Origin of the sequence: Caproiciproducens sp. CPB-2 (genome assembly GCF_036287215.1) — a bacterium.
Classification (GTDB): Bacteria; Bacillota; Clostridia; order Oscillospirales; family Acutalibacteraceae; genus Caproiciproducens.
This window is the reverse complement of sequence record NZ_CP142860.1, coordinates 3049245-3063297: the sequence shown is the minus strand read 5'-3', so window position 1 is coordinate 3063297 and position 14053 is coordinate 3049245. Positions and strand designations below refer to the sequence as shown.

The 14053-nt window shown below is 54.8% G+C and carries 16 protein-coding genes; 8 read left to right on the top strand and 8 right to left on the bottom strand.

The genetic code is table 11. The features are described from left to right. Positions 1 to 112: 112 nt before the first annotated feature. The 7 genes from VXK30_RS15185 (at position 113) to ruvX (ending at position 6447) form a co-directional block, all read left to right on the top strand. On the top strand, positions 113 to 883 hold the full coding sequence (locus VXK30_RS15185; RefSeq protein ID WP_329493689.1) for a YdcF family protein: 771 nt from the start codon (positions 113 to 115) through the stop codon (positions 881 to 883). 422 nt (positions 884 to 1305) lie between these two features. Beyond that, entirely contained in the window at positions 1306 to 2589 is a 1284-nt protein-coding gene (locus VXK30_RS15180) for a dihydroorotase (RefSeq protein ID WP_275713424.1), read from the top strand. Between the two features lie 71 nt (positions 2590 to 2660). After that, positions 2661 to 3617, top strand: coding sequence for an orotidine-5'-phosphate decarboxylase (gene pyrF / locus VXK30_RS15175; RefSeq protein ID WP_275713425.1), 957 nt, complete (start codon positions 2661 to 2663; stop codon positions 3615 to 3617). After that, positions 3614 to 4378 (top strand): dihydroorotate dehydrogenase electron transfer subunit, encoded by a 765-nt coding sequence (locus tag VXK30_RS15170; protein WP_275713426.1) that lies wholly within the window; start codon positions 3614 to 3616, stop codon positions 4376 to 4378. The genes pyrF and VXK30_RS15170 overlap by 4 nt, the downstream gene beginning before the upstream one ends. A gap of 2 nt (positions 4379 to 4380) precedes the next feature. After that, positions 4381 to 5298, top strand: coding sequence for a dihydroorotate dehydrogenase (locus VXK30_RS15165; RefSeq protein ID WP_275713428.1), 918 nt, complete (start codon positions 4381 to 4383; stop codon positions 5296 to 5298). Between the two features lie 19 nt (positions 5299 to 5317). Beyond that, on the top strand, positions 5318 to 6007 hold the full coding sequence (locus VXK30_RS15160; protein ID WP_275713429.1) for a histidine phosphatase family protein: 690 nt from the start codon (positions 5318 to 5320) through the stop codon (positions 6005 to 6007). Continuing rightward, complete coding sequence (gene ruvX, locus VXK30_RS15155; protein WP_275713431.1) at positions 6004 to 6447, top strand: Holliday junction resolvase RuvX; 444 nt, start codon at positions 6004 to 6006, stop codon at positions 6445 to 6447. Before VXK30_RS15160 ends, ruvX begins: the two co-directional genes overlap by 4 nt. A gap of 37 nt (positions 6448 to 6484) precedes the next feature. On the opposite strand, the gene VXK30_RS15150 is transcribed toward ruvX, so the two are convergent. The 6 genes from VXK30_RS15150 to VXK30_RS15125 all read right to left on the bottom strand — a co-directional run bounded on the left by VXK30_RS15150 (position 6485) and on the right by VXK30_RS15125 (position 10780). Next, entirely contained in the window at positions 6485 to 7360 is an 876-nt protein-coding gene (locus VXK30_RS15150; protein ID WP_275713432.1) for a DegV family protein, read from the bottom strand. Positions 7361 to 7712: 352 nt separating this feature from the next. Further along, positions 7713 to 8033 (bottom strand): DUF1292 domain-containing protein, encoded by a 321-nt coding sequence (locus tag VXK30_RS15145; RefSeq protein ID WP_243122518.1) that lies wholly within the window; start codon positions 8031 to 8033, stop codon positions 7713 to 7715. A gap of 911 nt (positions 8034 to 8944) precedes the next feature. Next, positions 8945 to 9205 (bottom strand): hypothetical protein, encoded by a 261-nt coding sequence (locus VXK30_RS15140; protein ID WP_329493683.1) that lies wholly within the window; start codon positions 9203 to 9205, stop codon positions 8945 to 8947. A 64-nt stretch (positions 9206 to 9269) separates the two neighbouring features. After that, positions 9270 to 9476 (bottom strand): hypothetical protein, encoded by a 207-nt coding sequence (locus VXK30_RS15135; RefSeq protein WP_275713436.1) that lies wholly within the window; start codon positions 9474 to 9476, stop codon positions 9270 to 9272. A gap of 147 nt (positions 9477 to 9623) precedes the next feature. After that, the gene (locus VXK30_RS15130; protein ID WP_329493681.1) at positions 9624 to 10583 is read right to left on the bottom strand and encodes a spore coat protein CotJB; all 960 of its coding nucleotides are present in this window, start codon (positions 10581 to 10583) and stop codon (positions 9624 to 9626) included. Further along, positions 10580 to 10780, bottom strand: coding sequence for a spore coat associated protein CotJA (locus VXK30_RS15125; RefSeq protein ID WP_038325869.1), 201 nt, complete (start codon positions 10778 to 10780; stop codon positions 10580 to 10582). The genes VXK30_RS15130 and VXK30_RS15125 overlap by 4 nt, the downstream gene beginning before the upstream one ends. Positions 10781 to 11013: 233 nt before the next feature. Here VXK30_RS15125 and VXK30_RS15120 point away from each other — a divergent pair, with 233 nt between their 5' ends. Continuing rightward, positions 11014 to 12069 (top strand): lysylphosphatidylglycerol synthase transmembrane domain-containing protein, encoded by a 1056-nt coding sequence (locus tag VXK30_RS15120; protein WP_275713440.1) that lies wholly within the window; start codon positions 11014 to 11016, stop codon positions 12067 to 12069. A 128-nt stretch (positions 12070 to 12197) separates the two neighbouring features. On the opposite strand, the gene VXK30_RS15115 is transcribed toward VXK30_RS15120, so the two are convergent. Further along, a complete protein-coding gene (locus VXK30_RS15115; RefSeq protein WP_275713442.1) occupies positions 12198 to 13034 on the bottom strand; it encodes a MurR/RpiR family transcriptional regulator in 837 nt (278 codons plus the stop codon). A gap of 24 nt (positions 13035 to 13058) precedes the next feature. Further along, positions 13059 to 13988 carry an N-acetylmuramic acid 6-phosphate etherase gene (murQ, locus tag VXK30_RS15110; protein WP_275713659.1) on the bottom strand — a complete coding sequence of 310 codons (930 nt, stop codon included), beginning with the start codon at positions 13986 to 13988 and terminating at the stop codon, positions 13059 to 13061. Positions 13989 to 14053: the final 65 nt, after the last annotated feature.

Genomic DNA, 14053 nt, shown 5'->3' with positions numbered 1-14053 from the left:
GGGAGTTCCCTGGAAATCTGACGGGGGGATACTCCATGGGGCGTGTCACCTTCCTGAGGAAGGTGCGAAATTCGTTTCTGCGATGGCATTAAACGGACGAAAGGAGGCGGAAATGATGAAAAAACGGATTATAAAAATCTTAACAATGGTGGTTTCTATCGCGGGACTTGTCTGGTTTCTGATTCCGATCCATTGGGGTGTGCTGAATATCGGCAATGCGTCTGGAATCGCCGTATGCGTCCTCCTCTTTCTGACCGCCGTGTTTTCCGGCGCGATCGGCCGGAAATGCAAAAGCTCCAAAGGGTTCCGCGCTTTTTGCCGTGCCGTGCTGGTCCTGTTCTGTGTCGGGGTGCTGTGGGCCGCGGTGCTGACCGGGCTGATGATTTACGGCGCGGGAGCGGGACAGGCATCTCCGCCCGCGGACGCGACGGTGGTCGTGCTTGGCAGCAAGGTAAGCGGCACCGCGCCAAGCGCGGATTTGCGGGTGAGGATCGAAACGGCGGCCGCGTATCTGAGGGACCACCCCAACGCGAAATGTATCGCCAGCGGCGGGCAGGGAAAAGGGGAACTGGTGACGGAAGCTTCCGTGATTCGGGAGCACCTTGTGAAAAACGGGATCGACGCCTCCCGGATTCTCGCGGAGGATACGTCGGTTTCCACACAGGAAAACCTGAGCAATTCGCAGGCGCTGATTGAGAAAAACGGGCTGAATCCCGTGATGGCGATCGTTACGGACGACTACCACCAGTACCGCGCCGGCAGAATCGCCGCCGGACTGAAAATCACGTCCTATCCGGTCAGCGCGCCGACGCCGTGGTATATTTTTTCTTCCTGTTACGCGCGGGAACTGCTGGCGCTGACAAAGTTCTTTGTTTTCCCCTGATTCATGACTGAAATACAGAAAAAATCTTTACTATTTGTATAAAATATGACAAAATAATTAATAAGTAATGATCTATATCTATATTAATCGGTTTTTTCGCATCCTCCGTCAATGAAGACCCCAATGGTATCGTGCCACAGAAAGACACTTTGGGGATACCCTGGGGGGGATTTTATGGGACCCTCCCGCCGTTGCTTAGAACGACGAGATTAGCTATTGGATGGCTTTTTGCTTGCAGTCGAGTCCGCCGTAGGCGCATCCCGACAGGTAGGTCCCCGCCCGGCCTGAGGGCAGACCATGCGGTCGGCAAGCGCCTACGGCGACGCTCTTAGACAGTTATCTCGGGGAACTCCCCCAGCAGGCTTCGCCTGCCAGCCCCCTCTGAGAAGGGGCCAATGATATTGAAAGAACGGAGGGAAGAAATGGACAGACTGCTCATTCGCGGCGCAAGGCTTCTTGACCCGAAAAGCGCGACGGACGAAACAGGGGATATCCTGATCACGGACGGCGTTTTTACCGCCGTCGGCGGGGAAATCCCCTGTACGGACGCCGAGGTAATTGACGCGCGGGGACTGGCCGCCGCGCCCGGTCTGGTGGACATGCACGTCCATCTGCGCGACCCGGGATTTACCGAAAAGGAAGATATTCTGACCGGCTGCCGCGCCGCCGCCGCGGGGGGCGTCACCAGCCTGTTGTGCATGCCCAACACCGAACCGGCGGTCGATACCCCCAAAACGGTGCGGTATATCCGGGATAAAGCACAAAGTGCAGACGCGAGGGTGTATGTCGCGGCGGCGATTACAAAGGGCCTGAAAAGCGAAGAGCTGAACGATCTGGCGGCGCTCAAAAGCGCCGGGGCCGTCGCGTTGAGCGACGACGGACGGCCCGTCGTCAACACCCTGCTGATGGCGCGGGCTCTGCGCCTTGCTGCCGAACTGGATATGAGGGTGGTGTCCCACTGCGAGGATCTGTTCCTGTCACAGGGAGGCAAGCTCAACGAGGGGGCCGTTTCCAAAAGGCTGGGGGTAAAAGGCGTTCCCGCCGCGGCGGAGGACTGCGGCACCGCGCGGGAAATCGCGCTTGCGGCGGCTTACGGCGTCCCGGTGCATATCTGCCACGTCAGCACGAAAACCTCCGTCGCGCTCATCCGCGACGCGAAGCGGCGCGGCGTCAGGGTGACGGCGGAGACCGCGCCCCACTATTTTGCCCTGACGGAAAACGAACTGCTGAGCCGCGACGCGGATTACCGCATGAGCCCTCCGCTCCGTACGGAAGAGGACCGGCTGGCGGTGATCGAGGGGCTGCGCGACGGCACGATCGACGCGATCGCGACCGACCACGCGCCGCATACCCCCGCGGAGAAATCCGATTTTCTATCCGCGCCGAACGGAAGCGTCGGGATGGAAACGAGCCTTGCCGCGGGCATCACCTGCCTTGTGGACCAAGGGTTTCTCACGCTGACGGAGCTTCTCCGCCTGATGGGCGCCGCGCCCGCGGACCTGCTGGGGATTCCGGCGGGCGCGCTCATGGCGGGAGCGCCCGCGGACCTTGTGCTGTTCGACCCCGGCGAACGCTGGACGGTCGATCCCGACCGGCTGCACGGCAAAAGCAGGAACGCCGTCTTTAAGGGCAGGGAGCTGACCGGAAAAGTGAAAAAAACGGTTTGCCGGGGGAAAGTCGTCTTTGAGGATACAGGTTTGCGATAAGGGCTTTTATGACGGCCTGCCCAACCGAGGACAAACCGCCATTCAATAAAAAAATAAACGGAGGAACCGCCATGGCACTGGACAGATTGATAGAAGGTATTGTAAAGCTGCAAAACCCCACGGTCGCGGGATTGGATCCCCTGCTTGACTATGTTCCGAACTTTATAAAGGAGGAAGCCTTTACCCGGTACGGCGAAACGCTGGAAGGAGCGGCCAACGCGATTCTGGAGTTCAACAAAGGGCTGATTGACGCTTTGCGCGGCATCGTGCCCGCCGTAAAGCCCCAATGCGCCTATTATGAAATGTACGGATGGCACGGTGTAAAGGCCCTGTACGATACAATCGCCTACGCGAAGGACAGGGGGCTGTTTGTCATTACCGACGGCAAGCGCAACGACATCGGTTCCACTATGCAGGCGTACGCTGCGGCGCACCTCGGCACGGTCGCGGTCGGGGAGCGGACCCACGTCCCGTTCGGCGGCGACGCGCTGACCGTCAACCCTTATCTCGGCTCCGACGGTGTTACCCCTCTGATCGATATTTGCGGGGCGCAGGACAAGGGGATTTTCGTGCTGGTAAAGACCTCCAATCCCTCCTCCGGCGAGCTGCAGAACCAAATTTTTGAAGGCGGGGAAACGCTTTACGGCACCGTCGGGCATCTTTGCGAGCAGTGGGGCGAAGGCCTGCCTGGCAAGTACGGATATTCCGGCGTCGGCGCGGTGGTGGGCGCGACCTATCCCGAACAGTTGGCGGAGCTGCGCCGCGATTTGACCCACACCTTTTTCCTGGTGCCGGGCTACGGCGCGCAGGGCGGCGGCGCAAAGGACGTTGCCCCGGCGTTTGACGAAAACGGCCTCGGCGCGGTGGTCAACGCTTCCCGCTCCATTATGACCGCATGGAAAAAGAGCGGCGCGCAGGAAACGGACTACGCCCGGGCGGCCGCGCAGGAAGCGAAGCGGATGCGCGACGAAATCGCAAAGGAAATCGGCGCGGTTTCCTTCCCGCAGAAGGGGAGCCGTCAAGGATGAAATACGATGTAATGCTCTGCAAAATTGCAGAAAAAAAGCAGCTGACCGCCGATGTTTTCGACCTGACCGTGGAGGCTGGCGAGCTGGCCGAAGCCGCGTCGGCAGGGCAGTTCGCCCAACTTTATGTGCCGGGAAAAACCCTGCGCCGTCCCATTTCCATCTGTGAAATCGACCGCGCGGCGGGAACCCTGCGCTTTGTTTTCCAGATTCGCGGGGAAGGCACCGCCTGGCTTGCGGACGCATGCCCCGGCGGTACGCTGGACATCCTTGCGCCGCTGGGAAACGGATATTCCCTCGGAAATACCCGACAAAAGGCAGTATTTGTCGGAGGGGGCATCGGCGTGCCGCCGCTTCTGGAGGCGGCGAAGGCCTTCGGGGAAAATGCGGCGGTTCTCACGGGCTTCCGCAATGAGGAAAGCATCATCCTGAAAGAGGATTTTGAGAAGAATGGAAACCGGGTGCTGATCGCGACCGACGACGGCTCCTTCGGCTACTACGGGCTTGTGACCGACCTGCTTAAAGGATTGGATTTTACCGTCATTTTTGCCTGCGGCCCCGTTCCCATGCTGAAAGCGGTGTGCAGGACCGCCGCCGCGCGCGGGGTGCCGTGCCAGATTTCCCTGGAGGAGCGCATGGCCTGCGGAATCGGCGCGTGCCTTGGCTGCGCGTGCAGGCTGAAAAAAGACGGGACGGAATTTTACGGCCATGTCTGCAAGGACGGCCCGGTCTTTGATTCTGAAACGGTCGTGTGGGAGGGATGAGCATGGCGGATTTACGGGTAAGCATTGCGGGTGTTGCGTTTCAAAACCCGATTGTCGCGGCGTCCGGAACCTTCGGCTTCGGCCGTGAATACAGCGAGCTTTATCCGCTCAGCACTCTGGGGGGGATTTCCTGCAAGGGGATCACGCTTACCGCGCGCCCCGGCAACCCGCCGCCCCGCATCGCGGAAACGCCGGGCGGGATGCTGAACGCCGTCGGGCTGCAGAATCCGGGGGTGGACCGTTTTATCGAATATGATCTGCCGTGGCTGAAACAGCAGGGAACGGTGATCATCGCGAACATCGCGGGCAATACGCCGGAGGATTACTGCCGGATGGCGGAAAAGCTTTCCGGAACCGATGTGGATATGATCGAGCTGAATATTTCCTGCCCCAACGTCAAACAGGGCGGCGTACAGTTCGGCACCAGCTGCGCGGGGGCGGAGGGCGTCACGGCGGCGGTGCGGAAGTACTGTAAAAAACCGCTGATGGTCAAGCTGTCCCCGAACGTCGGCGATATCGGCGAAATTGCCGCGGCGGCGGAAAGCGCGGGCGCCGACGCGATTTCCATGATCAACACCCTGACCGGCATGCGCATCGACATCCATACCCGCAGGCCGGTGATCCGCAACAATACGGGCGGGCTTTCCGGCCCGGCGCTGCTCCCGGTGGCCGTCCGGATGGTCAGTCAGGTATATAAAAGGGTGAAAATCCCCATCATCGGAATGGGCGGTATTTCCAAATGGCAGGACGCTGTAGAGATGCTTCTGGCCGGCGCTTCCGCGCTGCAGATCGGGACCGTGCTTTTTACCGATCCGTACGCGCCGGTGAAAATACTGGACGGGCTCAGCGAATATCTGGACAGGAACCATATTGCCAAAGCAGCCGAACTGACGGGAAAGATGATCCCATGGGAATCATAAGAAACAGGAGAATGACACAATGACACGAATCATACTTGTGCGCCACTGCGAAGCGCTGGGAAACACGAGAGGCGTTTTTCAGGGGAGCACCGACTGCGATATTTCCGGAAACGCCGAAGCGCAGCTTGACCTTTTGAGCATCCGGTGCCGCAACATGCCGATCGGCGCGATTTATTCCAGCCCGTTGCAGCGGGCGTATAAAACGGCGCAGGCGATCAACCGCTTTCACGATCTGCCCATTCAGGTGGAACCGGGCCTGCGTGAAATCAACGGCGGGATTCTGGAAGGCCGGCTCTGGAAGGAGATGCCCGAACGCTTTCCGAACGAATGGGATACCTGGCTGAACCGCCCCTGGGATTTTGCCCCGCCGGAGGGGGAGCCCATGCGGCAGGTCTATCAAAGGGTATGGGAGGGCATTACCGGTATTGTCCGGAAAAACCGGGGGAAAACCGTCTGTGCCGTTTCGCACGGCTGCGCCATCCGCAATATCCTCTGCAGCGCGCTGCATAAGCCGCTTGAGCAGATCAATCAGGTGGCGGGTTCCGCCAATACCGCGATCAGCGTGATTGATTTCGACGATAACCTGTACAGCACGGTGGTTTCTATGAACGACGCTTCCCACCTGACGCCGGAGGTCTCCTCCACCGCGAAATTCGTGTGGTGGAAGCAGAACAACCGGGAAGCGTCCGGGAAAAGAGGATCGTTATGAAAATACTGGCTGTCGATTTGGGCAGGGCGCGCACAGGACTCGCTGTGTGCGATGAAAGCGAGCTTTTGGCCTCTCCCGCGGGCGTAATCAGCGAACATAATATGGAACGGCTTGCCAAAACAATCGCCGCACAGGCCGCGGAAAGGGCCGTGGGGACGATTGTGGTCGGGCTGCCCCGCAACATGGACGGCAGCGAGGGGGAAAGCGCGCAAAACGCCCGCGCCTTTGCCGAAGCGCTGCGGGCGCTGGTAAACGTTCCGGTGGAAATGCGCGACGAGCGGGGGACCACCATTACGGCCCACGGGTATCTGAACGATACCGACACGCGCGGAAAAAAGCGCAAGGCGGTGGTGGACGCGGTTGCCGCAACCATCATCCTGCAGAATTATCTGGATTACCGGAGAAATCAAAAGGAACATCAAAAAGAGGGGGACGGATGAAATCCGTCCCCCTCTTTTTGATGCTGGCAAGCTTTATTCAGTTTCTGTCTTTACCGAGGTAGAACAGGGCTACGGTTCCCGGCCCGGAGTGAGTCCCGATCACCGGGCCGATGGGGTTGATTTCCGTCGCTTTGACATGGAACTTTTTCCGTACCTGGTCCGCTATGTATTTGGCGTCCTCCGGGGCGTCCCCGTGGCTGACGAAAATCATCTGCCCTTCCGGGTCCTCCACCGCGTTCTGCATATGATGAAGAAGGGCGTCCAGGGACTGGCGGCGCCCGCGTACCTTTTCGACCGGAATCAGGCGCCCTTCGCTGTCGACATGAAGGACGGGCTTGATCCCCAGCATCGTACCGACCAGCGCCGCCGCGCCGGATACGCGTCCCCCGCGCTTCAGGTGGTTCAGGTCGTCGACGGTGAACCAGTGCGCGAGACGAGCCCGGTTCGAAAGCAGCCATTTGTGCGCCTCGTTCACGGAGCTGCCGTTCTGGCGCATCTGCGCCGCGTAGTAAACGAGAAGGCCCTCTCCCATGGAAGCGGCAAGCGAGTCCACGGCGTAAACCTTTCTTTGGGGATATTTCAGCGCAAGCTCCTCGGCAACCAGGCGCGCATTGTTGTAGGTACCGCTCAGGGCGGAGGAAAATCCGATATATAAAACATCCTGCCCCGCCTTTAAAGCCGGTTCAAAAGCTTCCGCAAAGGTGACGGGGCCGATCTGGTTGGTGGTGGCCATTTCCCCGGCGCGAAGACGGTCGTAAAAATTGTGGGAGGAAATATCGCGCTCGTCCGGATAATTGGTATAGGAATCTTCTCCGACCGTAAAAGTCATCGGAATCACTTCGATATCCATCGCTTTGATCAGCTTTACGGGAAGGTCAGAAGTGGAATCCGTTATGATTTTGTAATCGTACATCTAACCCTTCACTCCTTTCATAACTGGGTCCGGCTGCTTCTGAAATGCATTATATAATATTACCCGGAAACTGTACACCGACAAAATGGGCAAACTGTCATATGACATCAAAAAGGGCTCCCGATTTTCATCAGGGGCCCTGAACTAATTTATTGATCCCGCCTGGCCGTAATGTGCTGAAATAACCTGCTACTAAAAAGCAGGTGGGTGCCAGCCCAATGGTTTCGTACTCCCTTCGTCCGGCAAAAGCCGGGAGGTCTGAGGTCCGCCACCGGAGCGTGTGCTCCCGATTTAAATTTGTAGGGTTATTTTTGCAACGGTCCGCGCACCAGGCAGGGTGCAAACGAAATGTTTATTCGTCGTTTTCCGTATCTTCCTCGGAATCGTACAGCTCTTCAAAGCGGCTTTCAAAAAGCTCGGCAAGCTTGTCGAGCAGCTCTTCGTCCTCTACTTCGGCCAGCTGCTGCTCGCCGTTTTCTTCGATCGCTTCAAAGATATAATAAGTGCCCTCCGCGTCAACTTTATCCTGTGGATCCTCAAAAGTCGGCAGCAGCGCGTAGAAGCAGCCGTCGTCGTTATCGATAACATCCAGAACCTCAAATTCGTGTTCTTCGCCGTCGTCGTCAATCAGGGTAATTAAATCCGCACCGTATTCGTCGTTCACAGGGGTCATCTCCTCACCGTTTATTTGTCTATGTATTATTCTACATTTCCTGTTTCATGAAGTCAACAGGAAAATAAAGTTACACAATCATATATGAAATTTTTACGGACAAGCCGAAAAATATATTGACTTTTATAAATTATCGCTTATAATATAGATGGAAACAGAAATAGGAATGATTTTTAAACGGTGATGGGCGGGTGCCGAAAACAGGCGCCGCAGAAACGGCACCGGCAAGGGTATCGCCGGAAGAAGCACCGGGAAAATCAATCATGCAGAAAGAGGTGAGTCCAATGGGCATTGAACCGTTTTGTAAAGCACACAGCTGCAAGTTCGTTGGGCGCAGCTGCCGAATCCCTTGTTCAGCGTGAAAATAAATGATCCGGAAAATCCTGATGATTCATGCAGCAAGATTGTAGGCGGAATATCGACAACGATGTCCGAACCAACGAAACGACGATTCTTTATACTTTGCAACCCGTTTTTTGCTTTTCTGAAAAAGCAGTTCGATTGAACAGGGAAAAGGGGTGAGTCCAAAATATAGTTTGAAACGCGTTTTCGGGTTTTCGTTTGATTAAAAAAGAAATTGGTGGTCCCAATGTACAGTTGAGAAACAATTTTAACCGAATAAATTTGAGGCTCCGGCAATGAACTTGCCGGAGCTTTTGCTTTCTATCGTAAATCGGCATACAAGTATGAGGTGATTACATGATTCGGACATGATGACGGCTGCCGCGTGTCACAAAGAGTAACCGCCTTGTTTCAATATAAAATATGCCGCAAAGTTTTTTTTCGTGCATCCGTTAAGCGCATTTTAAGCAGCTTTTTTCTTTGAGCATGCATTCATTCCCGAGACGCCGCACGGGACGGAAAACAGCGGAAGAAAATTTCCTTCCGCTGTTTTCTTATTTCCATCGTGATCAGCAGGTTCCGGTGATTCCTTTGATGCAGCGGAGAAGATCTTCCAGTGTGCAGATCTCTTCGCCGCAGCCGGATACCGCATTCTGTACATTTGCAGGCAGTGATGAAAAATATTGATTTACTTCAGCATTGGAAGCTAAAAGATCATTTAAATTGTTTGCCATTTCTGTCACCTCGCAAATAGTTTGCGAGGATAGCGTGAAATTATGAAAGTAAATTGTTGTTAAAAATATTGCCTTGACCGCCCGCTGTTTTTGCATAGCGGGCGGTTTTCAACGATTTTTTGCAAAGAAAAACCATCCGGGACGTACGGAAAGTGTAAAACTATGACCTCTTACGGCTGCAGACGAGCCGCTCAATGACATCATCCAGTATACGCAGATCGCTGTTATTTAAATCGTCCAGCAGGGAAAGAATCCGTTTCAATGCCCTTGCGCTTTCGCTGTCACAGCTGTTGCTGCAGTCATTGGAACCGAAATCATTCGCGTCTGACACGGCCTCGACATTATTGGTATAGCGGTTTAGACTCATTGTCCTACTCCTTTCAATCGAGAATACTCCATAGTATGCATTGCCTGAACGGCCTGTCAATATGGGTACGGGGAATTCCACGGGCATATAAAAAAATCCGCCGGTCGGGAACCGGCGGATTGCGGAACGGTCTGCGTGGTTCCGTTTTTATTTTCCTAATATATTTACCCATGAAAGCACGTTTGACTGCGGCATCGTTTTGTTCTGTGCAGTCCCCTGTACCGCCGTGTTTCCGGCGGCGTTCTGCGTGTTGGTCTGCGGCATCACGGCGTTCTGCTGCATGGCGGCGCCCTGCGTCGCCGTGTTTCCGGCGGCGTTCTGCGTGTTCGTCTGCGGCATCGCGCTGTTCTGCCGCATGGCGGCGCCCTGCGTCGCCGTATTTCCGGCGGCACTCTGCGTGTTGGTCTGTGGCATCACGGCGTTCTGCTGCATGGCGGCGCCCTGCGTCGCCGTGTTTCCGGCGGCGTTCTGCGTGTTCGTCTGCGGCATCACGGCGTTCTGCTGCATGGCGGCGCCCTGCGTCGCCGTATTTCCGGCGGCACTCTGCATTGTTGGCAGATTCATGCGAGGAATCTCACTGCCCTGCTGCATGGAGGAGCTTTGCACCGCCGGCATGTTCATCCATGGCATGGGGCTGTTTTGCTGCATGGCGGCACCCTGTACCGCTGTATTTGCGGTTGGAGCGTTTTGCGTCATCGGCAGATTCATCCGCGGCATGGCGATGTTCTGCTGCGCAGAGGTTCCCTGTACCGCCGCGTTTCCGGCGGAATTCATGCTTTGCCACGGCATTGCGTTATTGGCCCACGGCATCGTGTTTTCCTTCGGCCTTGACATTCCCTGTACATTCGTGTTGTTTCCGGCTGCTGTGCCGTCCCACGGCCAGGGGTCGGCGATCCACGCCCAGCGGCTGGTGTTCTGGGCGTTCACATTGACCGGCCCGTAGGCCGCTTCATACCTCGCGGTCATTTCATTTGTCGCTTTTCTGTATTCTTCCAGCTTCTGCGCCGCTTTGCAGTCGCCGGGATGGGTATCTAAAAAAATATGAAGCTCCCACATTGCAAACTGGTAGGAGCGGATTCTCGTCATTAAAGCTTCCTGTTCGGTCATTTCATTACACCTCGTTTACCTAAAAAAGGTTTGTCAAGATCTGGGAATATGGTGCCGCTGCGCAGACCCATTTCCGGCTCGTATACCGCGCCGAACTGCTGGAAAGGAACGTATGCCATTGCCACGACGGTCGTTGCGGGCAACGGCGGGGGACTCAGCAGGCACGATTCCCCTTCCACGATTTTCATGTCGTTCATTGTATATCTCCTTTCTGATACGTCTCGACACATCGGGCTTATCCGATAATATAGTATGCAGAATTCCCCAAGCGCGTGCAATCCGCTGAAAGCGCCTGTAAACGCCGGGCCCCGTGGAATTTCCTCTTGGGGAATCCCTTAGTTCGGGAAACGGTCTTGTATAATTTTGCTGTTTGAGATAAAATATAAAAATGTCCCAGGCGTAAGGCCAATTTATAACAATGGAGAAAAAAATGGCAGGTAGTCTAAAAAAAGGAATCCGCAAAAATCTTTTTGTCATTCTTACACTGCTTCTTTCCGCCGGAATTCTGCTTTACTTTCTGTTTACCACGGATGGGATTGTCGCACTGGGGGAAATTATCCTGAAGCTGAGGCCCGAGTGGCTGTTTTTATCCGTTGCGGGCGCGGTGCTCTGCTGGATTTCGGAGGGTTTCGTCCTGAACCTGCTCTGTGTCCATTTGTATCCCGAATGGAGCTTCGGGCGTTCTTTTTGCGTAGGCATGATCGGCTTTTTGTACAGCGCGGTTACGCCGTTTTCAACCGGCGGCCAGCCGATGCAGATTTACTCCATGAGAAAATTGGGTATGGACACGGGGAAGGCCGGCTCCATCATTGCAGTCAAGACCCTGACTTATCAGGTGGTCATGGTGCTGTATTCCCTCGTACTGGTTGCCATGAAGCTGCATTTTTTCCAGACGAGCGTCAGCAATTTTTCCTTTGTAACGATTATCGGGCTGATCAGCAACAGCACTTTTATCACCCTGGTCGCCCTGTTCATGATCAGCGAGACCGCCACGGATAAAATTGTGACGGGCGTGATCCGCTTTCTTCATAAAGTGAAGCTTTGCAGACATCCCCAAGAGCGTTATGAGAAAATCCACAGCCAGCTCGAAATTTTCCACGGCGCTTCCAAGCTGATGGGAAGATCGGTCAGGCTGTATGCCGTCGTGATGGCGTTCACCGTTGTTCAGATCACGCTGAACAGCCTGATTCCCTATTTCATTTACCGCAGCTTCAACATAGGCTCCGCGTCGGTCACAACCATGGTGGCGGCCCAGGTGTTCGTAGCCATGGTCAGCGCGTTTGTGCCGCTGCCGGGAGCCTCCGGCGGCGCGGAAGGCAGCTTCTACCTGTTTTTCGGCATGTTCTTTAAGACCGCGATCATCCCCGCGATCCTTCTGTGGAGAATCATTACCTATTATTTCAATATCCTGTTCGGCGGCGTTTTCGCCTATGTCGCGCAAAAACGCTACCATGTGCAGGCGCCGGACGAATTGGAAAAACAATGATCGTAATAAGATTTCTATAACAAAAAAGCCCAACGACCGTTGGGCTTTTACGGAGGAAGCAATGCTTCCTCCGTTATTTTATAATGGTGGATAACCTTTATATCCGACTGCATGACGAATCTTAACGGCTATTTTAAACGCTTGATCGCTTCCTTGGTCCTGACCAGATATTCCTTTATCATCCCTATGTCGTTTTTTGCAAGACCCAAATACAGCAGGTCCGTGACGATGAGAGAGGCGTTGCGCGAAGCAATTGCGCCCAGCCTCAACTCTCTCTCCGAGGAGGGAATATAGAGCAGGATGTCTGAAAGCTTTACCAAAGGACTTTTTTTGAACTGAGTAATGCTGATAACGGGCGTCCCCAGCTCTTTCGCAAGCTGTACGGCAGTGTTGACCTCGCGTGTTGTCCCGCTGTAGCTAACGGCGATCGCCGCATCCCGGTCCGTCATGTGAGCGGCGGCGGGCAGCTGATAATGAAAATCGCTTTGAAACACGACCCTGCGATTTATCCGCGTCAGCTTCTGCATAAAGTCCATACACACGATCCCCGACCCGCCGACCCCGAAAAGATAGACCGTGTCACAGTGAAGCAGCAGGTCGACCGCTTTTTCAAGGCTTGCGGTGTTGATAAGCCGGTATGCCTGATTCTGCAGCATGGTATTCAGGTTTTCCGCCTTTTTCAGGACGGTATCCATCGAATCCTGTTCCTGAATCATGTCGTCGTAATTTGTGATTTCAGCAGCTCTGTCCTTGGCCAGATCGACTTTCAGAGCGGTAAAGCCGTTGTAACCCAGTTTTTTAGAAAAGCGTATCACTGCGGCGGCAGAAACACCGACGCGTTCCCCTAAAGTCTGTGATGAGTTTAAGGGGACTTCGTCAATATGGTTAAGGATGTAATCCGCCAGCTTCTTTTCCGTATCCGTGTAGCTGGAGGCTCCTTCCCGTATTTTATAAATGCAGCTCATGTGTAAACGCTTCCTTTTCTGAATTCAGTTTTTGGGGAGTACGGCGTCTTTGCTTTTAAGCGAGCGGATTGCCGTCGATATATTGCCCAGGCTATCGTTCAGCATGGTTTCACAATTGCTTCTGGAAAGACCGGTCAGCGCCATGCAGATCGCCACCTTTACGTCGGAGCCGCTGGATTTCAGATATTTTTCGGCTTCTTCGTAGCTGCACCCGGTGCTTGACAGGATAATCCGTTTTGCCCTCTCGATCAGCTTTTCGTTTGTCGGCTGTACGTCTACCATCAGATTTTTGTACACCTTTCCATATTGTACCATAAGTGCGGTGGAAATCATATTCAAAATCATTTTTTGTGCGGTCCCGGATTTCATGCGTGTGGAGCCGGTAATGACTTCCGGTCCGACAAGCACTTCGATTTTGGTTTGAGCATGCATTGAGATTTCAGCGTTGCTCACGCAGCTGATTGCCCCGGTGTAAGCGCCGATCTCTTTTGCGTAATCCAGCCCGCCGATCACGTACGGTGTTCTCCCGCTTGCCGCCAGACCGATAACGGTATCGCTGCTGTTCAGAGAAATGCGCGTTAAATCCTGCTTTGCGAGGGAGAAATCATCCTCTGCCCCTTCCTTCGCCCTGATCAGCGCCTCAAATCCGCCGGCGATGACGCCCTGGATCAGCGTGGGCTCCACACCGAAGGTCGGAGGACATTCGCTGGCGTCCAAGACACCCAGCCTGCCCGAAGTGCCCGCGCCGATGTAGACGACTCTGCCGCCGCGCATCATGCGCTTGTGCGCTTCATCTATCAGCTCCTGAATAGCGGGCAGCACTTTTTCTACGGCAAAAGCAACCTTTTTATCTTCGGAATTGATTACTTCAAGCATTTCGATTGTGCTCATTACATCGATCTCACGGCTTTCTTCGTTCTTTTGCTCTGTTTCAAGTATATCAAGATTTGTGATCATTTTGCATATCTCCCTTAAAATGTTGTAGTGTGTGGGAAATTTGGTTTCCGTGCGTTGTTCAA

What these genes read in the sequence shown, in the direction of transcription:
- VXK30_RS15185 (WP_329493689.1), top strand. Translation starts at nt 113, where the DNA reads ATGATGAAAAAACGGATTATAAAAATCTTAACAATGGTGGTTTCTATC.
- VXK30_RS15180 (WP_275713424.1), top strand. Translation starts at nt 1,306, where the DNA reads ATGGACAGACTGCTCATTCGCGGCGCAAGGCTTCTTGACCCGAAAAGC.
- pyrF (WP_275713425.1), top strand. Translation starts at nt 2,661, where the DNA reads ATGGCACTGGACAGATTGATAGAAGGTATTGTAAAGCTGCAAAACCCC.
- VXK30_RS15170 (WP_275713426.1), top strand. Translation starts at nt 3,614, where the DNA reads ATGAAATACGATGTAATGCTCTGCAAAATTGCAGAAAAAAAGCAGCTG.
- VXK30_RS15165 (WP_275713428.1), top strand. Translation starts at nt 4,381, where the DNA reads ATGGCGGATTTACGGGTAAGCATTGCGGGTGTTGCGTTTCAAAACCCG.
- VXK30_RS15160 (WP_275713429.1), top strand. Translation starts at nt 5,318, where the DNA reads ATGACACGAATCATACTTGTGCGCCACTGCGAAGCGCTGGGAAACACG.
- ruvX (WP_275713431.1), top strand. Translation starts at nt 6,004, where the DNA reads ATGAAAATACTGGCTGTCGATTTGGGCAGGGCGCGCACAGGACTCGCT.
- VXK30_RS15150 (WP_275713432.1), bottom strand. Translation starts at nt 7,360, where the DNA reads ATGTACGATTACAAAATCATAACGGATTCCACTTCTGACCTTCCCGTA.
- VXK30_RS15145 (WP_243122518.1), bottom strand. Translation starts at nt 8,033, where the DNA reads ATGACCCCTGTGAACGACGAATACGGTGCGGATTTAATTACCCTGATT.
- VXK30_RS15140 (WP_329493683.1), bottom strand. Translation starts at nt 9,205, where the DNA reads ATGCAAAAACAGCGGGCGGTCAAGGCAATATTTTTAACAACAATTTAC.
- VXK30_RS15135 (WP_275713436.1), bottom strand. Translation starts at nt 9,476, where the DNA reads ATGAGTCTAAACCGCTATACCAATAATGTCGAGGCCGTGTCAGACGCG.
- VXK30_RS15130 (WP_329493681.1), bottom strand. Translation starts at nt 10,583, where the DNA reads ATGACCGAACAGGAAGCTTTAATGACGAGAATCCGCTCCTACCAGTTT.
- VXK30_RS15125 (WP_038325869.1), bottom strand. Translation starts at nt 10,780, where the DNA reads ATGAACGACATGAAAATCGTGGAAGGGGAATCGTGCCTGCTGAGTCCC.
- VXK30_RS15120 (WP_275713440.1), top strand. Translation starts at nt 11,014, where the DNA reads ATGGCAGGTAGTCTAAAAAAAGGAATCCGCAAAAATCTTTTTGTCATT.
- VXK30_RS15115 (WP_275713442.1), bottom strand. Translation starts at nt 13,034, where the DNA reads ATGAGCTGCATTTATAAAATACGGGAAGGAGCCTCCAGCTACACGGAT.